The organism is Amycolatopsis sp. CFH S0740 (assembly GCF_004522315.1).
GTDB classification, from domain to species: domain Bacteria; phylum Actinomycetota; class Actinomycetes; order Mycobacteriales; family Pseudonocardiaceae; genus Amycolatopsis; species Amycolatopsis nivea.
The window spans coordinates 100,251-123,951 of sequence record NZ_SDLS01000017.1 but is presented as its reverse complement, the minus strand read 5'-3'; the positions used below and the strand labels follow the sequence as shown (position 1 = coordinate 123,951).

22 protein-coding genes are annotated in these 23,701 nt (G+C 65.3%); 10 read left to right on the top strand and 12 right to left on the bottom strand.

Features of this window, described 5'->3' with window-relative positions; all coding sequences use genetic code 11:
• The first annotated feature begins 15 nt into the window (after positions 1-15).
• Positions 16-1,011, top strand: coding sequence for a LacI family DNA-binding transcriptional regulator (locus EIZ45_RS26855; RefSeq protein WP_037817515.1), 996 nt, complete (start codon positions 16-18; stop codon positions 1,009-1,011).
• A gap of 25 nt (positions 1,012-1,036) precedes the next feature.
• On the opposite strand, the gene EIZ45_RS26850 is transcribed toward EIZ45_RS26855, so the two are convergent.
• Entirely contained in the window at positions 1,037-2,020 is a 984-nt protein-coding gene (locus EIZ45_RS26850) for an amidohydrolase family protein (protein ID WP_134662529.1), read from the bottom strand.
• 340 nt (positions 2,021-2,360) lie between these two features.
• On the opposite strand from EIZ45_RS26850, the gene EIZ45_RS26845 reads away from it, so the two are divergent.
• The 6 genes from EIZ45_RS26845 (at position 2,361) to EIZ45_RS26820 (ending at position 9,694) form a co-directional block, all read left to right on the top strand.
• Positions 2,361-3,767: an amidohydrolase family protein gene (locus tag EIZ45_RS26845; RefSeq protein ID WP_134662530.1), complete on the top strand. Its 1,407-nt coding sequence runs from the start codon at positions 2,361-2,363 to the stop codon at positions 3,765-3,767.
• A gap of 34 nt (positions 3,768-3,801) precedes the next feature.
• Entirely contained in the window at positions 3,802-5,157 is a 1,356-nt protein-coding gene (locus EIZ45_RS26840; protein WP_205669866.1) for a nucleobase:cation symporter-2 family protein, read from the top strand.
• Positions 5,158-5,365: 208 nt separating this feature from the next.
• Positions 5,366-6,727 (top strand): nucleobase:cation symporter-2 family protein, encoded by a 1,362-nt coding sequence (locus tag EIZ45_RS26835; protein ID WP_134662532.1) that lies wholly within the window; start codon positions 5,366-5,368, stop codon positions 6,725-6,727.
• A gap of 9 nt (positions 6,728-6,736) precedes the next feature.
• Entirely contained in the window at positions 6,737-7,342 is a 606-nt protein-coding gene (locus EIZ45_RS26830) for a UbiX family flavin prenyltransferase (RefSeq protein ID WP_037817523.1), read from the top strand.
• Complete coding sequence (locus EIZ45_RS26825) at positions 7,339-8,700, top strand: UbiD family decarboxylase (RefSeq protein WP_167756572.1); 1,362 nt, start codon at positions 7,339-7,341, stop codon at positions 8,698-8,700. The genes EIZ45_RS26830 and EIZ45_RS26825 overlap by 4 nt, the downstream gene beginning before the upstream one ends.
• A 13-nt stretch (positions 8,701-8,713) precedes the next feature.
• Entirely contained in the window at positions 8,714-9,694 is a 981-nt protein-coding gene (locus EIZ45_RS26820; protein ID WP_134662534.1) for a GTP-binding protein, read from the top strand.
• A gap of 1 nt (position 9,695) precedes the next feature.
• Here the strand turns inward: EIZ45_RS26820 and EIZ45_RS26815 are convergent, their stop codons facing one another.
• A complete protein-coding gene (locus EIZ45_RS26815) occupies positions 9,696-10,094 on the bottom strand; it encodes a RidA family protein (RefSeq protein WP_134662535.1) in 399 nt (132 codons plus the stop codon).
• A gap of 60 nt (positions 10,095-10,154) precedes the next feature.
• Between EIZ45_RS26815 and mtnA the strand changes: the two genes are divergently transcribed.
• On the top strand, positions 10,155-11,120 hold the full coding sequence (mtnA, locus tag EIZ45_RS26810) for an S-methyl-5-thioribose-1-phosphate isomerase (RefSeq protein ID WP_134662536.1): 966 nt from the start codon (positions 10,155-10,157) through the stop codon (positions 11,118-11,120).
• Between the two features lie 123 nt (positions 11,121-11,243).
• Here the strand turns inward: mtnA and EIZ45_RS26805 are convergent, their stop codons facing one another.
• The gene (locus tag EIZ45_RS26805; protein WP_134662537.1) at positions 11,244-11,459 is read right to left on the bottom strand and encodes a ferredoxin; all 216 of its coding nucleotides are present in this window, start codon (positions 11,457-11,459) and stop codon (positions 11,244-11,246) included.
• Between the two features lie 3 nt (positions 11,460-11,462).
• On the bottom strand, positions 11,463-12,653 hold the full coding sequence (locus tag EIZ45_RS26800) for a cytochrome P450 (protein ID WP_134662538.1): 1,191 nt from the start codon (positions 12,651-12,653) through the stop codon (positions 11,463-11,465).
• 1,392 nt (positions 12,654-14,045) lie between these two features.
• On the opposite strand from EIZ45_RS26800, the gene EIZ45_RS26795 reads away from it, so the two are divergent.
• The gene (locus EIZ45_RS26795) at positions 14,046-14,615 is read left to right on the top strand and encodes a response regulator transcription factor (RefSeq protein WP_167756571.1); all 570 of its coding nucleotides are present in this window, start codon (positions 14,046-14,048) and stop codon (positions 14,613-14,615) included.
• A 10-nt stretch (positions 14,616-14,625) separates the two neighbouring features.
• Here EIZ45_RS26795 and EIZ45_RS26790 read toward each other — a convergent pair whose 3' ends face one another.
• Positions 14,626-15,375, bottom strand: coding sequence for a class I SAM-dependent methyltransferase (locus EIZ45_RS26790; RefSeq protein WP_134662540.1), 750 nt, complete (start codon positions 15,373-15,375; stop codon positions 14,626-14,628).
• A gap of 147 nt (positions 15,376-15,522) precedes the next feature.
• On the opposite strand from EIZ45_RS26790, the gene EIZ45_RS26785 reads away from it, so the two are divergent.
• On the top strand, positions 15,523-16,152 hold the full coding sequence (locus EIZ45_RS26785) for a TetR/AcrR family transcriptional regulator (RefSeq protein WP_167756570.1): 630 nt from the start codon (positions 15,523-15,525) through the stop codon (positions 16,150-16,152).
• Positions 16,153-16,241: 89 nt separating this feature from the next.
• On the opposite strand, the gene EIZ45_RS26780 is transcribed toward EIZ45_RS26785, so the two are convergent.
• From EIZ45_RS26780 to EIZ45_RS26750, 7 genes are all read right to left on the bottom strand, one after another.
• Positions 16,242-17,276 (bottom strand): alpha/beta hydrolase, encoded by a 1,035-nt coding sequence (locus EIZ45_RS26780; protein ID WP_240690607.1) that lies wholly within the window; start codon positions 17,274-17,276, stop codon positions 16,242-16,244.
• 38 nt (positions 17,277-17,314) lie between these two features.
• Entirely contained in the window at positions 17,315-18,376 is a 1,062-nt protein-coding gene (locus tag EIZ45_RS26775; protein ID WP_134662543.1) for an LLM class flavin-dependent oxidoreductase, read from the bottom strand.
• A gap of 11 nt (positions 18,377-18,387) precedes the next feature.
• Positions 18,388-19,230 (bottom strand): type II CAAX prenyl endopeptidase Rce1 family protein, encoded by an 843-nt coding sequence (locus EIZ45_RS26770; protein ID WP_134662544.1) that lies wholly within the window; start codon positions 19,228-19,230, stop codon positions 18,388-18,390.
• Complete coding sequence (locus EIZ45_RS26765) at positions 19,230-19,895, bottom strand: CPBP family intramembrane glutamic endopeptidase (RefSeq protein ID WP_167756569.1); 666 nt, start codon at positions 19,893-19,895, stop codon at positions 19,230-19,232. The genes EIZ45_RS26770 and EIZ45_RS26765 overlap by 1 nt, the downstream gene beginning before the upstream one ends.
• Positions 19,896-20,007: 112 nt before the next feature.
• Entirely contained in the window at positions 20,008-21,279 is a 1,272-nt protein-coding gene (locus EIZ45_RS26760; protein WP_167756568.1) for a YcaO-like family protein, read from the bottom strand.
• 116 nt (positions 21,280-21,395) lie between these two features.
• Positions 21,396-22,436: a TOMM precursor leader peptide-binding protein gene (locus EIZ45_RS26755; protein ID WP_134662547.1), complete on the bottom strand. Its 1,041-nt coding sequence runs from the start codon at positions 22,434-22,436 to the stop codon at positions 21,396-21,398.
• A gap of 50 nt (positions 22,437-22,486) precedes the next feature.
• Positions 22,487-23,701 carry a coproporphyrinogen-III oxidase family protein gene (locus EIZ45_RS26750; RefSeq protein WP_134662548.1) on the bottom strand — a complete coding sequence of 405 codons (1,215 nt, stop codon included), beginning with the start codon at positions 23,699-23,701 and terminating at the stop codon, positions 22,487-22,489.

Here is a 23,701-nt window from a genome sequence, read left to right as displayed (position 1 = left end):
GGTATCGTCTGGCGCATGCAGCGGGTCACCCGGGACGATGTCGCACGGCTGGCGGGCACCTCGCCGGCCGTGGTCAGTTACGTGCTCAACAACGGCCCGCGGCCGGTCGCGCCCGCCACGCGAGCGCGGGTCGAGCAGGCGATCGCCGAGCTCGGCTACCGGCCGAACCTCGTCGCGCGGGCGTTGCGGTCCACGCGCAGCAATGTGCTCGGGCTGGTCGTGCCGGACAGCAGCGAGGGCTACTTCACCCAGCTCACGCACGCGGTCGAGCGGGCCGCGTTCGCTCGCGGATCCCTTGTCCTGCTCGGGAATTCGGCGTTCTCCCGCGAACAGGAGCTGCGGTACGCCGAATCGCTGGCGAACATGCGCGTGGACGGCCTGCTGCTCGTCCGCGCGGAGATCGCCGGAGCGGCCGCCACCCACTCCACTTTGGACGTTCCGGTCGTCTACCTGCACCACCACGCCCCGACAGGCACTGCCGCGCCGTCCGTCGTGCTGGACAACAAGGCGGGCGGGCGGTTGACCACCGAACACCTGCTCGGGCACGGTTACCGCGAGATCGGCTGTCTCACCGGAACCGCGCGGTCCGGGCCGGTGGCCGATCGCGCCCGAGGCTGGACCGAGGCGATGCGGGCGGCGAAGCGGAGCGCGGGCAATGTCGTCCGCACCGGACTCGACCGGCATGCCGCGCGGGCCGATATCCGGCGGTGGTTGCAGTCGCCGGAGCGGCCGCGCGCGATCATGGCGACAGCGGACGGGCTGGCGCTCGACACGCTCACGGTCGCAGCGGAACTCGGCTTGAGCGTGCCGAAAGACCTTGCGGTGATCGGCTTCGGCGGGACCGACGCCGCCGCGCACAGCTGGCCCGCGTTGTCCACTGCCGGACATTCCTTCGACGATTTCGCCGACGCCGCGGTGTCCACTCTGGACCAGCTCCGCGAGAACACCCAGCCGGACGACCGCGTCCTCGACGTCCACCTGACCGCGCGCGCCAGCTGCGGGTGCGACTGACCCCGCAGCCGGCGCGCCGACGGAATCAGGAGTTAGCGGCCTCTGCCCACGCCGAAGGCGTATAGCCGAGGTAATGCGACGCGTGCGTATTCGCCGCGGACGCCTGCGGAATGTCGCCGCGCAAATACGCCTCGGCTTCCGCCTTGTCCTTCGGCGGCGGCGTCGGCGCGAGGCCGAGCAGCTTGGCCATGTTGTTGCCGAGGTAGCCCTCCAGGTCGTCCTCGGACAGGTTCAGGCCCTGCGGCGGCTGGTGGCACAGCACTTCCAGCTCGCGCGCCCACATCCCCGGCTCGTTCGGCGGCGAATCGGTGCCGAAGACCAGGTCGCTCTTCTTCATCTCCTTGGCGAATTCGACGATCCGCGACTGCAGCAGCCAGCCCGATTCGCCGATCACGTTCGGGGAGTCCTGGATCATCCAGTACGCCTCGAAACAGTAGACGCCGCCGGTCTGGATGCCGAAATGGCCGAGAATGAACGTGACGTTCGGGAACTCGCGGATGATCGGGTAGAACTGGGTGGGAATCGAGTACGGCCCGTCCCCGGTGTGGATCAGCACGATCACGCCGAGTTCGTCGCACACCCGCATCACCGGCCGCAGCCAGTCCAGCGCCCGGTCCGGGCGGTAGGAATGCATGTTGGCGTGCAGCTTCAGCATCTTGTAGCCGTATTCCTTCACGTGGAAGGCCAGCTCCGCCGCGCCGTTTTCCGGGCCGAAACGGGGGTTGTACATGAAGTTGCCGACGAACCGGTCCGGGTACTGCTGCACCAGCGAGGTCACGTACGCCTGGTATTCGCGGATGCCCTCGCGGCCGGTTTTGTTGCCCTCGCGCCAGGTCGTGTTCCCCGGCGGCGGCATGATGCAGCTGACGTCCACGCGCCGCGGTTTGCCGTTGATCCAGAATGGACCGTCCATCATTTCCAGCGTGCGTTCGCCGGTGAACGGGGTTCCGGTGTGGCGCCAGGCTTCGTCGACGAGATTCGTCGGATGGACATGGGTATCGATAATCACCGGATGTCTCCTTACGCAAGACTTGAGTAAAGGACTCCCCGGCCGCGCTTCACCGCACCTACGGGACCCGGAAGCGCGATCCGCGCTCCGGCGCAACCGAGTGCAGCACCTCCGCCGCCCGGTGTCAACACATGATCGCCGAATGCCTTGCGCGGCAAGACTTTTCCGGATTCCCCTCTTGACACCGGTCCCGCGAGGGCTTTGCATTGAACGACCCGGCGGCGCTGCCGGGCGCCGGTGACCTCCCGTTTCGGGCCAACCGTTCGGCCAGCTGCCTCCAGCCGCGCGCTGGAGACGACCGCCGGGCCGGGTCCGACCCCGCCCGGGGAAGGGCGGCCCGATGTCGGCTGCGGAACCGGAACCCTGCGATCTCCTGCTGACCGGCGGCACCGTGGTGACCGTCGACGACCAGCGCACTGTCCACCAGACCGGCCACGTCGCGATCATCGGCGACCGGATCGCCGGCGTCGGCGAAGGGGCTGGCACCGAACGCTGGCGCGCCGCCGAGGTCGTCGACTGTCGCGGCAAAGCCGTGCTGCCCGGCCTGGTCGACGGGCACAACCACCTGTACCAGGCACTCGCCCGAGGGCTCGGCGAAGGCATGTCGATCGTGCCGTGGCTGTGCGAATTCATGTGGCCGTACTCGATCGCGATCACCGGGCCGGAAGCGGTGGCCGGGGCACGGCTCGGTGCGGTCGAAGCGTTGCGCGCCGGCATCACGACGGTGATCGACAACCATTACGCGCCAAGCGATCTTGAAACGACGCTCGCCGTCGCGGACGTCATCGAGGAAGCCGGGCTTCGCGGTGCGGTCGCCCGCGGCATGCTGGGCGAGCGCACCGAAATCGCCGACCGTCGCGGCCAGCCGATCGAACTGTTCCGCTACTCGAGCGAGGACGAATTCGCGATCACCCGCGAGGCGATGCAGCACCGGCCGCCGAGTTCGAAGGTCTCCGTCTGGCCCGCCGCGCTCAACCTCTGTTACGTGGAGCAAAAACTCGTCCGACAGACGGTCGAACTCGCCCGGGAATACGGCACTCGCTGGCACACCCATTGCTGCGAGAGCAAAACCGATCCGGTCAGCTACCTCGAAACCCACGGGGTGCGGCCGGTCGAGTGGCTCGCGAAGGAAGGTCTGCTCGACGAACGGGCCACGCTCGCGCACGCGATTTGGCTCGACGAAGCCGAAATCGAGCAGGTCGCGGCGGCGGGCGCGGGAGTTTCGCACAACCCGGCGTCCAACGGCTATCTCGCGTCCGGCACCGCGCAGATCGCGAACATGCGGAAACAGCACGTCCCGGTCGCGCTCGGCACCGACGGTCCCAGCTGCGGCCATCGGCAAGATCTTTTCGAGACGATGAAACTCAGCGTCTTCGGCCAGCGAACGGCCACTTTGGACCCGACCGCGCTGCGGGCCGAGGACGCGCTGGAAATGGCCACCCGCGAGGGGGCCCGTTACGCCGGAATCGACGCGGGTGTGCTGAGCGAGGGCAAACTCGCCGACGTCATCGTGACCGCGCTCGACCGTCCGCACGTGCGCCCGGTGCACCGGGCCGTCGCCGCCCTCGTCTACTCCGCCCGCGGGTCCGATGTGGAGCTGACGATCGTGGGCGGCGAGATCGTCTACCGCGCCGGACAGTGCGTCCGCGTCGACGAAGCGGCCGCCGCCGACGAGGCGGAACGGCACGCGGCCCGGCTGCTGGAACGCAGCGGCATGGGCGGACTGCTCACTCCCTGGGCGCGGTGATCCGCGCTCCCCCTTCCCCGCTGTGGAGGAAACCATGCGATTCCGTCCGCGCACCACCCGAGCCGAAGCCCGCGACGCGGTCGACACCGTCCCCCGGTTCCGGCAGATGCTCCCCCTCGGCATCCAGCACCTGCTGGTCGCCTACTCCGGAATGGTCACCGTCCCGCTGCTGATCGGGCTCGGCGTCGGCCTGTCCACCGCGCAGATCGCCACGCTCATCACGGCGAACGTGCTGGTCAGCGGCATCGCGACGCTGCTGCAGACGCTCGGGATCGGCAACGTCGGCGTCCGGCTGCCGATCGTGATGGGCTCGACCTTCACCGGCATCACCCCGGCGATCATCGTCGGCAAGGAGGCCGGGCTGCCCGCGGTCTTCGGCGCGACGATCGTCGCCGGGCTGCTGACCTGGCTGGTCGCGCCGTGGTTCAGCAAGCTGATCCGGTTCTTCCCGCCGATCGTGACCGGGACGATCATCGCGATCATCGGGTTCTCGCTGCTGCCCTCCACCGCGACGCTGATCGCCGGGTCGAACCCGAGTGCGGCCGACCACGGTTCGGCCGGACGGCTGATTCTCGGCCTGGGCATCATCGTGCTGACTGTCTGCTTGGAACGGTTCGCCCCGCCCGCGGTGCGCCGCTTCGCGATCCTGATCGCGCTGGCGGTCGGCACCCTCGTCGCGGTTCCGCTCGGCATGGCTGACTTCAGTTCGGTCGGGCAAGCGGACTGGTTCGGCGTGGTGAAGCCGTTCGAATTCGGCATGCCGACGTTCGCGTTGTCCGCCCTGCTGCCCATGATCATCGTGCAATTGGTGAACATGGTGGAATCGACCGGCGACACGCTCGCCATCGGGCAGATCGTCGGCCGCGACGTCGGTCCGCCCGAGATTTCCCGGGCACTGCGCGCGGACGGGCTCGGCACCGCGTTCGCCGGCGTGTTCGGCTCGTTCACCGTCGTCACCTTCGGCGAGAACGTCGGGCTGGTCAGCATCACCCGCGTGATGAGCCGGTTCGTGGTCGCGACCGCGGGCGCGGTGCTGGTGCTCATGAGCCTGGTGCCGAAACTCGGCGCGGCCGTCGCGTCGCTGCCGGGACCGGTCCTCGGCGGTGTCGGCGTGGTCATGTTCGGCACCGTCGGAGCGGTCGGGCTGCGCATCATGAGCCAGGCGGATCTCAGCAACGGCCGCAATATCCTGATCGTCGCCATCTCGTTCGGCTTCGGCCTTCTGCCGGTCGGCGCGCCGGAGTTTTACCAACATCTGCCCGTTGTGGTGCAGACGGTACTGACGAGCGGCATCGCCGCCGGCGGCATCGCGGCGTTCCTGCTGAATCTCGTGCTCAACCGCCGCGAACGGGCTCCGCGCACCGGAACGGAAGCCGCGCCCGGGTATTGACCCTCGGCGGCTTCCGATGCACCATAGTCGAAACTCCTTGCAGGGAAGGAAAAACCTCGCTCATTCCATAACCCCGTAGGTGCGGCGGCAGGTTCGCGCGCGGCCGGGGGTCCTCGCCGCCGGCAGCCCGTCCGGCTCCGGCGACGCCCCGCGATCCGCCCGGCCCGGCCGTTTCCCGGCCCCGCCGGCCCAACGAGGTGAGGGAATCATGGCCAGTCACCCGTCTCCCCCGTCCCCGGTGGACGAACGTCCCCGGTTCGGTCCGCTGGTGCTGCTGGGTTTGCAGCACGTGCTCGTGATGTACGCCGGCGTCGTCGTGGTGCCGATCGTGGTCGGCGCCGGGCTCGGGCTTCCGCAGTCGCAGATCGCCGACCTGGTCAGCGTCGACCTGGTGCTCGCCGGGATCGGCACCATGCTGCAGGCGTTCGGCGTCTGGAAATTCGGCATCCGGATGCCGCTCGTGGTCGGGGCCGCGTCCAACGGCATCGTCCCGATGGTGCTGATCGGCAGCACCCAGGGGCTGTCCACAGTGTATGGCTCGCTGCTCGTGGTCGGCGTGCTCTGGGTGCTGATCGCGCCGCTGTTCAGCAAACTGCTCAAGCTGTTCCCGGAAGTCGTCACCGGAACCGTCATCACGCTGATCGGGTTGACGCTGATCCCGGTCGGGCTGAAACTCATCGCCGGTTCCACTCCGTCCGCGCACAATTACGGTGCGCCCGCGAATCTCGCGCTCGCCGGGTTCACGCTCGCGCTGATCGCGGTGTTCTACCGGGTGTTCCGCGGTCTGCTCGGGCAGTTGGCGATGCTGATCGCGCTGACCGTCGGCGCGATCGTCGGCTGGCTGACCGGGCTGGGCAGCCTCGCCGGGGTCGCCGACGGTCCCGTTTTCGGATTGCTGAAACCACTGCACTACGGAGCGTTGCATTTCGACATCCCGTCGATTCTGCTGTTCCTGGTGATCGTTTTCGTGCTGATGGTCGAGGCGTCCGGACAGGGGCTCGCCGTCGGGCAGGTGGTCGGCAAGAAAGTCGGGCCGCGCGACGTCGCGAACCTGCTGCGGGTGGACGGGCTGCTCACCGCGCTCAGCGGCGTGTTCAACGGTTTCGCCTACACCACCTTCGGCCAGAACATCGGGCTCGTCGCGCTGACCAAGGTGCGCAGCCGGTACCCGGTCGCGGTCGGCGGCATGATCCTCGTCGTTTTCGGCGTGGTGCAACCGGTCGGCCGGGTGATCGCGGCGATCCCGCAGCCGGTGATCGGCGCGGCCGCGGTCGCCACGTTCGCAGCGCTCACCGTGTCCGGCATCCAGCTGCTGTCCCGAGTGGACTTCAACCAGATCGGCAACCTGGTGATCGTCATGCTGTCGCTCGGCGTGGGTCTCATCCCGGCCGGAGCGCCGGACTTCTACAAGCAGTTTCCCTTCGCCGCACAGGTTTTCCTCAAGAGCGGCGTGGCCACCGGCACCGTGCTGGCGGTGCTGCTGAATCTGCTTTTCTTCGCTGCTCGGAAACGGCGGCCGGAAGAACCGCTCGTGCACCGAGAACCCGCCGCGAAGCTTTCCCAGTCCTGAAAGGACGTCATGGGCACCGAACCGCAGCGGCCCCGGCTGATCGTCGGCATCACCGGGGCCAGCGGCCCGCACCTGGCTGTCCACCTGCTGACCGCGCTGCGCAAGCTCGGCACGGTGGAAACGCATCTGGTCATGTCGCGAGCCGCGCACCGCACCGTCGAACTGGAAACCGGGATGCCGCCCGCCGAGGTCGCCGATCTGGCCGACGTCCGCCACGCGCGCGGGGACATCGCCGCGTCGATCGCGTCCGGTTCCTTTCGCACCATGGGCATGGTCGTCGTGCCGTGCTCGATGAAAACCGTCGCCGGGATCGCGCACGGCTACAGCGACGACCTGCTCGTCCGCGCCGCCGACGTCACCCTGAAAGAACGCCGTCCGCTCGTGCTCGTCGCCAGGGAAACCCCCTTGAGCCTCGTGCACCTGCGCAATCTGGTGGCGGTGACCGAGGCGGGCGCGACCGTGCTGCCGCCGATGCCCGCCTTCTACCACCAGCCCGAGTCCATTGAGGACATCCTCGCCCACCTGACCGGCAAGGTGCTCGACCAGTTCGGCATCGAGCACGACCTGTTCGCGCGCTGGCAGGGGCCGCCCGCCTCGCAAGGAGTTTCGCGGTGAACCACCGGCAAGATCCCCACGCTTTCGTTGACCAGTACCGCCACGAGTTTCCCGACGACGTGCTCGTCCTCGACGATCCGGTCCCGGCCGACGAGGGCGTCACCGGGGTGATTTACGAACTCGCTGCCGCCGGACGGCACGAGATGGTGCTGTTCCGGAAGGTGACCGGGCTCGACGTGCCGGTGGTGAGCAACATGTTCGCTTCGCGGCAGCGCATCGCCCGCATGCTCGAAACCGGACCGTCCGGTTTGCACAGTGCCTACCAAGAGCGGGCGCTCCGCGCGGTCCCGCCGCGGATGGTGGACAGCGGACCGGTGCTGGATGAGGTGACTTCTGAGGTCGACTTGGCGACCATCCCGATGCTGCGGCACTTCGCCAGCGACCGTTCCCCTTACGTCACCAGCGGAATCATCGTCGCGGAGGATCCGGACACCGGCGTCGGCAACCTCAGCTACCACCGGGCGATGCCGCATTCCCGCACCGAACTGGCGACCAGTCTCCATTCTCGCGGGGATCTGTGGCGGATGCTGCAGAAGTACGCCGAACGCGGTGAACCGATGCCGGTCGCGATGGTGCTCGGCGGGCATCCGCTGTTCATGCTGGCCGCGTCCGCGCGGGTCGGTTACGACGTGGACGAGCGCGCGGTCGCCGGCGGATTGCTTGGCGAACCGCTCGAAGTCGTGCGTACTCCACGACACGGCATCGGCGTCCCGGCTTGGTCGGACTTCGTGCTGGAAGGCACCATCGACGCGTCCGAGCACGCGGACGAAGGCCCGTTCGGCGAATTCTCCGGCTATTCCTCGAATCGCTCGACCAACAACCTCCTGCGCGTGCACACCGTCATGCGCCGCTCCGACGCCATGCTCATCGACGTCGTCGGCGGCAACACCGATGAGCACCTGAATCTCGCGCGCGTGCCGCGGGAATCGGAAATGGCCGAGAAACTCAAAGCACGCTTCCCGGACGTCACCGCGGTGCACTATCCGACATCCGGCACGCACTTCCATTGCTACGTCGCACTTCGCCAGCGACGGCCCGGTCAAGCCCGGCAGGTGATGCTCGGCCTGCTCGGCTGGGACCCGTACGTGAAGACCGTGATCGCGGTGGACGAGGACGTCGACGTCACCAGCGACAGCGACGTCCTCTGGGCGCTCGCCACGCATTTCCAGCCGCACCAGGACCTGTTCACTGTGGACGGTCTGCCCGGCTCGCCGCTCGACCCGTCCTCGGGCTCCGACGGGACGACGTCCCGGATGGGCCTGGACGCGACCCGCGGCCCGCACTTCGACGGCAACCGCATTGTCGTCTCGGAAGAAGCACGTCAGCACGCTCGCCGGATTCTCGGCGGGAACGTTTAAGGAGGGAAACACCATGGCCAAAATCCCGGTGACCGTACTGACCGGCTTTCTCGGCTCCGGCAAGACCACGCTCGTCAACCACATCCTCACCGCGAACCACGGGCACCGGATCGCGGTGATCGAGAACGAATTCGGCGAGATCCCGATCGACAACGCGCTCGTGCTCGGCGGCGACGAGAAGATCATCGAAATGAGCAACGGCTGCTGCCTGTGCTGCACCGCGCGCACGGACCTGATCGAAATCCTCCAGTCGCTGCTGCGCCGCCGCGAACGCTTCGACCGGATTCTCATCGAGACCAGCGGCATGGCCGACCCGAACCCGGTCGCGCAAACGTTCTTCGTGGACGACGAGGTGTCGTCGGCGTTCGCACTGGACGCGATCGTGACGCTCGTCGACGCGCGGCACGTCGGCAGCCATCTCGAGGAGGGCGAGCACGACGGCGTCGGCGGCCAGGTGAGCAACCAGATCGCGTTCGCCGACCGGATCGTGCTCAACAAGATCGACCTGGTCACCGAGCCGGAGATCGAGGAACTGCGCACGCAGCTCCGCTCGGTCAACGCGACCGCGGACATCCTCACGTCCAGCTACGGCAGCGTCGACCTGGACGACATCCTCGGCATCAACGCCTTCGACCTGAACCGCACCGTCGCCGCCGACCCGGACTGGCTCGAAGACGAATCGCACCACCACGATCCGACGCTGGAATCGGTCTCGATCGAACTCGACTACCCCCTGGACCGCACCGCGTTCGAACAGTGGCTCACCGCCCTGCTGGCCGAACGCGGCGACGACCTTTACCGGTTCAAGGGAATCCTCGCCTTCGACCGCAAGACGGTGCTGCAAGGCGTGCATCGGATCTACGAACTGACGGACGCCGGCGACTGGGGCGCGGCGCCGCCGGTCAGCAAGCTCGTCCTCATCGGGCGGAACCTCGACCGCGCGGAGCTGACCGACTCGGTGTCCCGCTGCAGCCTGGCCGCGGCTGGGCGGTGACTCAGGCGAGCGCCGCGGTCACGTCCAGCTCGACAAGCTGCCCGGTGAAGCCCAGGCACGTCACGCCGACCAGCGTGCTCGCGGTGGTGAACGCCGCGGCGATCGAGGAGTTCGTGAGCCGCTGCCACACCGCTGAAAGGGTCGGCTGATCGGAGGTGGCCACGTAGATCACCGTGCGCACGACGTCCTCCGGGGTCGCGCCGGCATGCGTCAACGCGATCCCGGTGTTGGCGACGACCTGGTCCACCTGCGCGAGGACGTCGCCGGGGACGACCCCGCCGCCGGGCGTCAGCGGACACTGGCCGGCGAGGTGCACGGTGCGGCGCGCGTCGACGGTGGTCACGTGGTGGTAGCCGGGAGTCGGATGCAAGGCGGGCGGGTTCTGCCGTTCAATGGTCACGAGGCGGATCGTCGCTCACCGCGGCGGCGGTCCGCCACGGGATTTCCGGACGGAGGGCGTATGCGCAGGACCATCGACTGGGCCGACGGGGCGATCGTGATCGTGGACCAGGTCGCGCTTCCGGGCGAGTACCGCACGCTCACGCTGCGCACGGTGACCGAATTGGTCGAAGCGATCCAACGGCTGGCGGTTCGCGGAGCACCAGCGCTCGGCGCGGCGGGCGCGCTGGGGGTCGCGCTGGCGGCTCGACAAGGCGGGGACGTGCGGGCGGAGGCGGACCGGATCGCGCACGCCCGGCCGACGGCGGTCAACCTGGCCTGGGGCGTTTCCCGGGCACTGGACCGGCTGCCGGACGGTGCCGATGCGGTGCTCGCGGAGGCGCGAGCGATGCTCGACGAGGACGAGCAGCGCAACCGCACGGCGTCGGCGCACGCGGCGGAAGTCGTGCTGGACGCGTGCCCGCGCAGGCCGTTGCGGTTGCTCAGCCACTGCAACACCGGGCACCTGGCGACTGTCTCGTGGGGCACGGCGCTCGGCGTCGTCTGGCACCTGCACGCGCGCGGCCTGGTCGAGTCGGTGCTGGTGGACGAGACGCGGCCGCTGCTGCAGGGATCCCGGCTCACCGCTTGGGAACTCGAGCAGGCCGGGGTGCCCTACCGCGTGCAACCGGACGGCGCGGCGGCCGCGGCGATGGCACGCGGATGGGTGGACTGCGTGCTCGTCGGCGCGGACCGGATCGCGGCGAACGGCGACGTGGCCAACAAGATCGGCACCTACGGGCTGGCCATCGCCGCCGCGCACCACGGTGTTCCGTTCGTGGTCGTCGCCCCGACGTCCACAGTGGACAAAAGCATCGCCACCGGCGCGGACATCTCCATCGAGGAACGTGCGGCCGCGGAACTGACGAAGTTCGGCGGAACCCAGATCGCCCCGGAGGGATCAGCGGTGTTCAATCCGGCCTTCGACGTCACTCCCGCGGCGCTCATCACCGCGGTGGTAACCGAGGACGGCGTGTTCCGTCCGTGACTGGCAAGGCGAACGTACGTGAGGGCCACCCTGAGGGAATCAGATTCCCTCAGGGTTCCCCTCACGTACTCGCGGAACGGTCCGGTGGCGGCCGGGCGGAGTTCGCGTGCATGAGACGCGGGGCTAAGGCCGCGGGCCGACGATCTCCGCACCGTCCCGCACGGTGATCGCCATGGCAGGACAGGAATCCGCCGCGTCCAGCACGGTGTCGTCCGGTTCCACGGTTTCGGCGATCGGCCGGGCGGTGGCGCCGTCCAGCGCGAACGTCTCCGGCATCAGCGACGCGCACATCCCGCTGCCGATGCACGTGCCCCCGTCGACCTCGACCTTCCAGGTCATCCGTCACCACCCAATCGGCATCGACCGCGGTCCGCGGACCAGCATCTGCGTCTTCCACTCAATATCCCCGGCCAGCCGCAGTCCCGGCAACTCGCGGGTCAGCGCCCGCAACGCCTCCTGCAGTTCCAGCCGCGCGAGCGGAGCGCCCAGGCAGTGGTGCACCCCGTGCCCGAAGCCGAGATGGTGGTTGTCCCCGCGGTCCAGCACGAGCTGGTCCGCGGCGCCGAACTGCAGCCGGTCGCGGTTGGCCGCGCCGATCGCCACGAGCACCGGTTCCCCTTGGCGCACCAGGACATCGCCGACCTCGACGTCCTCCGTCGCGTACCGGGCGAACCCGGCCCCGGCGCCGAGCGGCACGAAGCGCAGCAGCTCCTCCACCGCGGTCGGGATGAGCGACGGGTCCGCGCACAGCCGTTCCCAGTGCTCGTGCTGGTCCAGCAGCGCATAGACGAAGTTGGGAATCTGGCTGGCCGTCGTTTCGTGGCCGGCGACCAGAATCCCGACGCACAGGTCCACCAGCTCCAGCTCGGTGAGCCGATCCCGCACGTCGCGAGCCTCGATGAGCGCGGTCATCAGGTCGTCCTGCGGCTGCGCACGATGCTCGGCGATCAACCCGGCCATGTACGCACGCAACTCCTCGCGGCTGCGCTCCGACTCCTCCGGCGTGAGCCGCGTGGTCGACAACGCCGCGTCGCTCCACTCGCGGAACTGCGGCCGGTCGCACACCGGCACGCCGAGCAGCTCGCAGATCACCGCGACCGGGATCGGCAGCGCGTACAGATCGACCAGGTCAGCCGGTTGCCCGTGCTCCCGCAGTTCCTTGATCAGGTCGTCGGCCAGCCGCGCGACGCGAGGGCGCAGCTCCTCGACCCGCCGCGCGGTGAACGCCTTCGCGACGAGGGTGCGCAGCCGGGTGTGGTCGGGCGGGTCCATCGAGAGGATGCCGCCCGGACGCCGGTACTCCGACATCCGCGGTTCGTCGCTTTCCTGCGCCAGCGCGCGGGAAAACCGCCGGTTCCCGAGCACGAGCCGGGCGTCGGCGTAGCGGGTGGCGAGCCAGGCAGCCTCGCCATGCGGCATTTGGACGCGGACCATCCCGGCGTTCTCGCGAGCGGCGGTGTAGGCCTCGTTGAGCGCGAGGCCCGCCTCCTCGTTGAACGGGTAGGCGAGCGGTTCGGTGTGCGTGGTGGTCATGCCAACGACTCCCCGGATACCGTTGTAAGCAGGTGCTTACATGCTTACTCCAGGAACCGCCGCCCAGTCAACCCTGCGGTTCGCCCCCAGACCGACGACCACAACTCCATCCACACGATTACCGCCACGCGGCATATCCCTCACGACAGTGTGCGAACTTCGCCGCCCGCAATCGCCCGAAACAGTCCCGCGGCGATCAACACCGGACGGCCAGTCGCGGACGGTCGCGGCAACGCCCGCTCGATCACCGTGAAGCGGCCGGCCGGCTAACGGCAAGACTCACCGACGGACTGACACGTTCTTAGCGCTCGACCACCAAGCCGGCCGACGCTCATTCAGACCGGCAGCCTTCGCAACCCCGCTCCATGGCAACGTCGGCCGCACAAGCCTTTCCTCGCTCCGCGATGACGCACCCCATAGACGCGCTGAGTACTTCTGAGACGGCAGTATCCCGAACACCCGAGATGCCTCCAATATCGCCGCGCCACTCACTCGCTGGCCATCTCAGCGAACAGCCGCAAGAACAATCTCCTGAAACTCGCCCAGCTTTGACAACCTCGCGTCCACCAGAACACGGCAGCAGACCACACTGGCTCCTCCGCAACACCGTCTCAGCCAAGGTCGACCGTCTCCCACGGAAGCACTCCGCACAAGGACATCGCACACCCGACACAAGAAGCGAACCGCTCGATACGATTTCACGTGACAACCTCGGACTCCAGGTCGATTTCCTCGCAATTAAACCCGGAAAGTCATCGAAAAATCGATCAGCGAATCCCGGCAGCCGACCGACCGCGCCACCGCACATGCAGCCGCTGGTCAGCGATCCACCAGTTGGCTCTCGACGCGTAAATATTAGTCGCTATGCTGACTAGAGATACCGATTCCATGAAGGACGATCGACAGGATCGGGGAGGGTCATGTCGAAACCGCACGCCAGCAAGCCCTGTTGCCAGATCGAAGACGTGCCCAGCAGCTCGACAGCACTGAAAGAAGCAGTGTTCTCAAGGCAGAACGGCATCGCGCGAGCGTCGAGCCGCCCGCCGACCTGAGGCCTAGCGGCGATCCGGCCAGAATGGGCACCACATTGTCCGATTTGCGCAACTTGGGCGGTATACCGACAGCCGGTCCCGGCGCGCGGTCGCGCCGCTCTCGTGTTCCGCGCCATCGCCCGCCACCGAGATGCCCGACGGCCAGGAATCCACCGCGCCAGCACGCTCTCAGACAGATTCCCGAACCGCAAACCGGCAGTATTGAAAAAATAACAGAGGGCATCAACCTGAATATCGACAATATGGGGGAACGAGAATCATGGAAAGAGACCATTCAGTAGAAACACCCCGCGAACCGGGAAGCAAAACTCGCTCTTCCATCATCGCACACCAAGGCGACGTGCCCGACGAATTGATCTACGATCTGAAGGCGTACTCCTCGATTTCCGTCCTGAGCTGCCCAGAGAATCCCCGCTTGCTGCAGGACTTCCTGCTAGCGCATGCACCCGACTGGCTAGTAGTCGGAGCAAAAGCCGACGACTTCGACGTTCACAACGCATTCAGTACCACGCATAGCACGAACGCAGACCTCAAGTTGGCGATTCTTGGCGACCCGGAAGATCAAGCACGATGTCGGCGCTGGCTACAACGAGGCTGCAGCGCCTACCTCGCCAGCTCCGTCGAATCAAGAAAATTTCTCAACGCCCTCTCCATAGCCCATCAGGGATTCATGGTCGTCGACGAGGTATTTCGCAGCGATTCCCCGACACTCTCCCCCGGGGAGCGCCTGACTCGCCGCGAGCACGAAGTGCTCAACTTGCTCTCAGGCGGCCTGAGCAACGATCAGATCGCGCGGGTGCTGTCCCTTTCGCGCAGCACGATAGAATTTCACTTAAAGAGAATTTACGGCAAGCTCAAGGTAAATAATCGAGTTGAAGCCACCGCGCACGCCAACGGACTGAGAATTTAGGCGCTCACGGTCACCTTGACACCTCACGCACCCCGGACTTGCTCGCACTCACCACGCGAACCAGCGGGTACATGAGCAGTTTGCGACTCGAGCGTCGCACGTCAACAAGACCGGCCGCGTGGGCGTCTTCCGCATACTCTTCGGTCTTGCTGAAATCGACGATTAAGACACTCCCGCCCGGCCTCAGCACTCGCGCGACTTCATCCATGGTCTTCCTCCGACCTTCTCGATCGGAGATATTATGAATGGCAAGAGAAGCGGTAACCACGTCGAACGAGTTCTCCGGAAATGGAAGGAATCTCATGTCGCCGTCAACAAGGTTGACTCGGTCCGCAACACCCAGCCGACGTGCATTCTCAAGACAGTTCCTCCGACTGGTGCCCTTCTGGTCTCCAGCACGCCAGAGGTCAATTCCAACAGCTTCGCCGCCTGACATGCGAGCGACCATGCCCAGAAGCATGAGACCGCGCCCGCATCCAAGATCAAGCACTCTCTCCTTATCCTCCAGGAAAAGATCGTCGAGCAGCTTGTCGCGAAGCGCAATCTTCCCGAGACGCGACGACAGCGTCATCGCACTAGCGGTAAGCAACCCGATCGCAAGCGGCACCAGCCCAAAAAACGCCAACAGCGGCAGCGAGAAGAGTAAGCCCGCCCCGCCGAGAACAACGCCGACGGCAGCGACGCCGAGAAACGTATAGATCACCGGGGGTGCGTCCAACCCGAAATCTGGCTTGCCGACCGCGGACGTCCGGATACCCATGAATAGCTCCTGTACAGCTGCACTTGGCGATACTTCCGGGACCAGCAGCGCTCGGGCTGGTAATATCAGGAGTGCCGAGCCGCTGACAAGCCCAGCGTACCGCAACTTTTTTACAGTGTAAAGGCGGCTGTGACAGGATGGTGTTCAGTGAGCGACCATGGCAAGAGACAACTCACCGGATCGCAGATCATCACAGCCGCGATCGAGCTGATCGACGCTGAAGGCTTGGCCAAGTTCAGCATGCGGCGACTGGGCGCCCACCTCGGCGTCGAGGGCATGGCCATATACCACCACTTTTCGGGCAAAGAGGCACTGCTGGACGAAGTCACCGGAAGCATCAGCGTGCAGGACACCACGATTCCGCCTGACCACCTGTCCTGGCGCGACCAGCTGCGCATCACCTACTCGCAGTTCCGCACGAACGTGCTCAGCCATCCCAACCTGGCCGAGCGCCTCCTGACGCGCCCCGCGCAGAACATCGAGTCAGCTCGCATCGCGGAGGCCCAATACCGAGCGTTGGCACAGGCCGGCCTGACAGACTCCGCGCTTGTCGCAGCACATCGGACAATTGGCAGCTACGTCGTGGGGTTCATCGCCATCGAGGTCAACGCCATGACCGGAGCTGTCGCCGAACCGCGCTGGAACCTCGACCAGCTGTCAGATCAGTTCCCGTTGCTCACCAAGATCGGGACCTACACCGAAGAACTCAGCTGGGACGCACAATTCGAGACTGGCCTCGATGTGGTGTTCGATGCAGCAAGCCGCCTCAGCTCCTGAGCTGACAGTATTCGGAATTCGCAGCATCGAACGACGCGAGAGGGGTCGTTCCGCACGGAAGACCCCTCTCGAGAGAAAGTTCCGCCTCGCTACAGGCTCGCCGTCCACGCGGCGGCCACCGCGTACCACACGGACGCGTTGCGATGCAGGTTCATCGCATGGCCGGCCCCAGGCAGCAGGTAAGCATCCAAACGCGCGCTGCCAGTGAAGAACTGCCTCTCGTAGCCCTGGACCTCTTCTGCCGAAGAACACTTCAACCATTGGCCACCGCAGAGCAATTGATCATCCTGACCGAGAGCGATGAGTACCGGAACGTTCACCTGTGCGGCAAGGTGAGGATCGTACGAGCTTCCGATACTGGCTTGCTCCCCCGTCGTCATCGTGCTCTTGAACGCTTCGTCTTGCACAATCGCAGCCGGTGCCGCGTTCGCGACGTTGTAGAAGAACTCCGCGCGCCGACCGATCGCAGTAGTCAGGTACCCGTCCGGAGGATTCGTCCGGCCGAGCACCGGGTCAGTCTTGGCCGAAACCAGTCCAGCGCCGAAATCGGAGAGCTTGGGGCCCGCAGCGTGAGCGTAGCCGCTGAGCAGAACGCCGGCGACGTCGTGGTAGGCCACACTCTCGCCAAGAGCGACGCCAGCTCCGAACGAATGACCCGCCAAAACAACACGTTTGAACGCCGGCCCGTCGAGACCTGCCTTCAGCCGTTCGACTACCTGGTGCACCGAGTCAACTTCAGCGGCGAAGGACACCTCGCTTGCTTCCGGCCGGTCGCTGCTCCCAGTGCCAAGCCGGTCAAGGGCCAGCGTGGAGTAGCCACGGGCATTCATGCTCTTTCGGTATGACGGTGCGGTCACGTCCGGACCGATCTCCCAATACGCTCGATCATAAGTAAGGCCGGCCAGCAAGACTTCCACCACATCGGATGCGGTCCGGTCTGGACGACATAGCTCACCCCGCAGTTTCGCCGCGGCACCGCTCGGAAGCCTCACCTTGACAACGACCTCATGACAGAGAGCAGGGGTCGCTTGCGTCGCCTGCGCCGAGGCAGGCGACGCCAGCAGCGAAGCGCCAGCACAAGCCGCGGCGACTGGCAGTATGATCAAGCGCCGAAACATCGACATCTTCACTTCTCCGTTCCACCGATCCAACCAGTGATAGATCAGCGCGGCAACGCCGGAATCACTTTGTCAATAAATAGTCCGAGGCTTTTCTCCGCAATATTCCCGGCGACACCCCCGAAGTCTACTTGCCACAGCATGCAGTCCGCGCTGAGAACATCAGCAATTTCCACTACCCGGTCGACCACCTGACTCGGGGAACCGACCACCGCACCACCAGTTTTGCGAAACTCTTCCACGTCCATGCCCCGGATCGCGTAAGCCAAGCCCGTATAGCCTTGGTAGTCACTCGAGCGAGTACTGGACCAGGCATCGGCAGAACTTGCCCACACATCAAGGTACTCACGCAACAGACCATCTCCGACCCGCAGTGCCTCCGCCTCGCTGTCACTGACATAGAGCGGCAGACTCGCCGCCACTACCGGTTTTCTGCCTGTCTCGCCGTGACATGCCGAGAAAGCTTCACGGTACACCTCCACATGGTCGCGCAAGTCGTCCAAGGACGTAAGCGCCGGCGTTATCAGCAGATTGAAGCCCTGTTCGCCGAGCCAAGCAAAACTCTGCCGGGACCGGACCGCGGCACCCCACACCGGCGGATGCGGAACCTGAACCGGGCGAGGGAGACTGGACGCGCCGCGATAACGAAAGAACGGGGTCTCCTCGTCGACGGTTTCCTCGGTCCACAGACGGACAACGGCCTTTATCGTTGCGTCGTAGCGAGCGCGGCTCTCGTTCAAAGGCACGCCGAAGGCCTCGAACTCATACGGGAGGTAAGCTCGCGCGAACCCGATGTCGACACGCCCGCCGCTGATCGCGTCGACCATCGCCGCCTCCGCCGCGATCTGAAGAGGATGGTGGAAGGCAGGCAGCACGCAGCCGGTCATCAACCGGATCTGCCGAGTCTGCGCCGCGACCGCGGCAAGAAACCCCAACGGACTCGGGCAATAGCCGCCGTATGCCTTCAGGTAATGTTCCGTCATCTTGACGTGACTCATTCCGGCGGAATCAGCCAGTCGCGCCAGCGCAAGGACGTCCCGAAAGTAATCGACCGCCGAACGTTTTTCCGGTGCACAGTCAGGCAGCAATGATATACCGTGATCCATAATGACCTCCACTAGATGACGGCGAAGATAAAAAACACGATGTGCGCCACGACAAGCGGAAGAAGATTCGGCACATACCAAGCCAACACGCCTTGCACGACGCCCATCACGACCGCGCCGATCACCGGAAACATTGCCGCACGCCAGGAAGACATGAAAAAGACTTGCATCGTGACAAACAAGATGAAAGAAGCAGTGAACGCAATCGCGAACCCGGCCGGCCGGAAGAAGTCCAGAAATATACCGCGAAATACTACTTCCTCGCTGCCGACCTGTATCGCCATGACCGCCACCGCGACCGGCAGCGGAAGCACTTCCAATGTCTTGAAATGATGGCGCAGCCAGCCGCCGCGACCCACCGCGAGCCACGCCTTGACGGTCACGGGCCCCGTCTGCCGAATGGCGGCAGGTGTTGCCGCCCGGGCTCGCCCGACCTGCTGCGGAGCCCCTCGACCACCCCGGCTTCCCGCCGCACGACGAGCCGCCCCTCCGCCGAAGCGCAAGGAAGCCTCGATGACGAGACGGCAGGCAAATGAGGACAGCGCCATCTCGCCGATGCCGGTCAGAACACCGAGCAGCAGCAGAGGAAGCGCAGCCCATTCCAGGTGGATATGCGAGAATGGAACACCGGTAAGGACCAGGAGAACCACTACCACGAGGACGTGACTAAATGCCGCAGTGACCAGTTCCAGCACGCCGCTTATCTCACTGTGGTCATACCGTCCGTGAATATATATGCGATGCGCCATTCGGCGAGCGCCCGCGAACATGATTTTCTTGAAGAAACAATAGTAGAGCAAGACGAATACGGAGGCGAACACCAACTTCAACGGCCAGGGAAGCACATTCGCCATCAGCGCACCGACGATTCACGGTAGGTAATTCTTGCCGACTTCTGATACCGCCACACATAGAAGTTGAATATCCCATGTGTTGCGATCGCACCGCAGACGCTCCCGGTAAGCAAGGTCTGCAAAATCGCCACAGCCGACAGCGGCAGCTTCGCGAGCACCTGCGACCAGCCGAAAAAGACATGCGAAAGAGCGAATATGACGGTTCCGGCTGCGATCGCGACCGCCTGCCATCCGATGCCGGGAAGCAGCAGCGCCGCCTGCACCAGCACCCCGCGAAAGACCAACTCCTCGAGCGCTGCTACGGACAGCAACCATCCGAGGGCCACCTGGTAGTCTTCGGCGCTCGGGACGAAGGTACCCTTGGCCTTGAAGATGCCGACTACGCGTCGCCGCGGCTCGCTCGACCCAGGAGCCAGCGAACGCACCTGTTGCGCGCCCTCGCCTCGGGTTGCCCTGCTGGCGTCCCCGAAGCTGGCCGCTGTCCGCCGCTCCCAGCCGGCGAGCGACCGTACGATGGCTCCGTCTGCCACGATGATCACCAGGCCGCCGGCTATTCCGGCCGGCAACCCCGCGGTGATACCCCAGAAAGACACGTTCAGCACGGCGTGCGGGTCGAAAACCAGCAGACTGGCGCAGACGACGAGCCCCATGGTGATCGCATGCACGGGCATGAATCCGATACCCAGGCCCGCGAGCCACCGAGTGCGTACATGTGCGGCCAATGTCAGGCACGAGGTCGCGACAAGGACCAATGCGACGATAAGGTACAGCCGGACGTCAGGGGTAAGGGTGGGGAGCATGGCTCTGAAACCCTCCATATGCCGCAAAGCGGGGATGCACTGCTGGAGGCGCGTCCGGGAGCGGCAAGCTGAGCGTGTCCGGGGACCACACCCGGCTGACCAGAAACCCGAGGTCGCGTACGTCCGGCGTCGTGAGGTCCGCGTAGTACAGCCGCTTGCCGGTTTCCCGGTATGCAGCGACGATCTGGCGCGCTTGAACCTCGAGAGGGCGAACGTCATCCGGGGGCAGTTCCGTCGCACGCGAAACGTCATGGTCCGCGAAGCGTCGTTCGACCAGGTGCGCTTGGTCAGGACGCGCGTACCTGATCACGTTGCTCTCAAGATCGTAGTGACCTCTGTCTTCCGAACTCCGGTGTGCGCTCCCCACGCCCCCGGCAATCGACGCCTGATCGTTGACGGCCGCGATTACGGCCAAATGCCGAACCCCCATCGCCTCCAGCAACGACTTGTACATGGCTTGCGCCAGCCGCCCGTCGACGCCCATGCCCACCACGATTGCCGGAAACGCGTCGTTCGGGTCCCGCAGCAGGCAAGCAACGACATGGCCAGGCAAGTCCGCGCTGGGCAGCAGGTGGAACTCTGGTTTCGGAAGATGTGGCGGCAGATACGCGGCAATAATCTGCTCCAAAGCCTGTGTACGCCTGTCAGCTTGAATGCGCGTACTTCTTCTCGCGCCGTGCCAATGTCCGATCGCCGCGTCCAGCTGGATGGCCTCTTGCATAGCTGAGAGCAGAGCGGCTCCGCCGGTAGTGTGCGCTGCGGTGCCTGTCGTCACCGCAGCGTTCAGCCATGGCTCCCCATCCAGGTCCCGGACGACATAACCGACCAGAAAAAGCTGAGCCGGAACGTACGCGTCTTCGCCGTCCGATAGAGATGCCACGCGGATCCAACCGATCGGAGCCTCGGCATCGAACGGGGCGAACGGGAAACCACGCCGACGAAGCTGTTCTTCATCAAAGAAGTCAAATACGCTCTCGCCGGGGACTGGCAACCCATCGGCCAGCATCCGCGAATAGGGCCGGAACAGGACGGGAAAGCGGCCGCTGACGGCAGCCACATACCCGGCATAGCGTTCAATCGTCTCGCCAAGAGTTCTAATGTGGCTTTCGAAGGGGAGCACCCCGTAGCCTCCGATATGGTAGCTCCCGGGTTTCGGCGCCGGCTGATCGCGCAGGACGTGCACTCCCGTCAGGTCGCCGCCGGCGCACATGAATCGCGGTCCGAAGCGAGGTCCGTAAAGGAACCCCATTGACTGAGCGAGTCCGCACAACGAGCCATGCATCCTGCGGTGAAGACGATTCACTGCCTGCAGCGGGTCACCTGACACCACGACCCGCGGAGGATTTTCCGGCAAAGCCCTCGTGTTCATTCGCCGATCCAAACTCGTGCGTCGAAATACAGCGATGAGTCGTCTCGCTCGGCAATGGATCCACACGTGGAACAGCCTGGCAGGCGCAGAATTTCATGGTAGGCGATCTCCATCGTCGGCAGGTAGATGCTCAAAACCTTCTCGACGGTAAACGCGCTGCCGGTGTGCGCATAATTGATTACTTCGAGTGCCACATGCGAGGCGAGCAGACTTCTCAGCGATCCCAACAAGGGCTGTTCGCCGGAGTGAACCGCGCCGCGCGCCAAGGCCGTCTTGTAGCGCTGATATCCAGCGCTCTCGCGCAAGTTCATCATCACTCGCGTCTCAAAGCATTCGTAGCACGCCGACCTGCGCGGCAACACAGTCGGCCCGGCGAACATGAACGGTCCGTCGATCGCCGCGTGCAGCCAAGGAGTCCCCAGCTCGTGTGCTACTCGATTCAACGAGCGGAAACGCAACGGGTTGATCACCGTCTCCGCCAGTACGACCAATCCCCCTCGCCATTCCTCCGCCGCGGCAACGGCTTCGGAAAACGCCAGGGCATCGGCCGCTCCGGCCGACTCCAGGTCCAGCAACATCCGCCACACCGGGCTGTCCGCCGCGACCACCCGAGCTTTGCCCGCACCGAGGGCATCGTCCACCTGGGCGGCGATCGCCTCACCGAGCTCCGCGTCCCCCAGCACGAATACGGGCATTTCAAGCGGCTGCGCTTCGCCGCCGGACGCCAAGGTGTCGATCCGGTCGAGGTATGCGTCCAACGCACTGGTCGGCGCGTCCTCGATCAGGCCTAACTGGTCGAGGTGATCAATGAGCGCCTCGACGTCCGCCCGAGGAACTCCTTCGTTCTTGGCGATTTCCGAACGCGACGATGTCCCGCCCAAACTTGACACCAGGTTGAACAGCTTGCCCGATTCAGCGTGATCGGTAAGTGTGTACGACTCCGCATTCCATACCCCCGACCGCAACTCAACCACATCGGGACTGTGACCAAGGATTGTCACAGAACGCTTGATTCTTAAGTCTTTGCTCTTGCGCATCACAAGCTCCAGATGTCGTGGCCCGGCAGCTCCGGACGGGTTTATACGAGTCAGCCGAACTTGGCTTGTGCTCCGACGGCTCGTTTACCCTGTTTCGGAGCCGAAGCGAACTGAAGGTCGATGAAAGCGTCCGAGATTCGATCGCGAGGCAGACGCAGTCCTTCCGGAGTGTGCTCCAGACCGCCCGCCGCGTCGAGGAAGCTGGTCAGATGGCGGACCGGCGGCAACCGCAGGATCTCGTCCAGCGGTCGGCCGCTGCGCTCGAGCCAGTTCGCCTCCAGCGCGCCCTCGAACGTAGTAAGCGACTGATACAGCAGCCGCGGAGCAACCGCCCCGGATGCGACCGGATGACGCTCCGCGAGAGCGAACGGGTCTCGGTTGAACGCCGGGAGCTGCCCCCTCGCCGTCGTGGAGAACTCTCCGGCAAGCAGAGACCCCGCCCCGGAACCGAACCCGACCCAGTCCATCTCGAGCCGGAAGTAGGCCAGATCGCTGTGGCACCGCAAGGTTCCGAAGTGGCTCATCGCATATTCGGGGAATCCTGCCGAGATCAGCATCTGCTGTCCCAGTCGGTATGCGCGCTTCTGCTCTTCACGAAGAATGTGGCTGTCGCCACGCGCCATCTGCCTACGCATGACCGTGCCGTGTGCCGGCCTGAACGGATAAAGAGCCACATGCGTGACCGGCAGCGAGAGCGCCTCCGTGACGGAGTGCTCGATCTCGTTCAGGTCCTCACCAGGGAACCCGCACATCAGATCCAAGTTGAGGTCTTCGAATCCTGCGTCGGAAGCCATGTTGAAGGCCTGTACAGCGAGTTCCGCCGTATGCGAACGACCCAGTTTGCGCAGCCTCCTGTCGTCGAAGGACTGCACCCCGCTGCTCATTCTGAAGAAGCCGATGTCGCGGAACACCGCCAGTTTCTCCGGCGTGAGCGTCTCGGGACTGCACTCGATCGTAGCCTCGACTAATTCGGACAGGTCGAATACTTCGTGCAGCGCCGCACCGATCCGCCGGATTTCGTCCAGCGTGAGAATACTGGCCGTACCGCCACCCCAGTAGTGGATCGCGGGCCGATAGCCCTGTTCGACCAGCTCCGCGCCCCGTCTGCGAATTTGGCGGCACAGTGCGTCGACATAGGAGATTCTTCCCGCGTCCCGCTCCTTGAGAAGGAGGTCCGCGGTAGGGATCTCAGTAACCCAGTCGCAGAAGTGACACTTCGACATACAGAAAGGAATATGCACATACACAAGCAAAGGCTTGGTCAT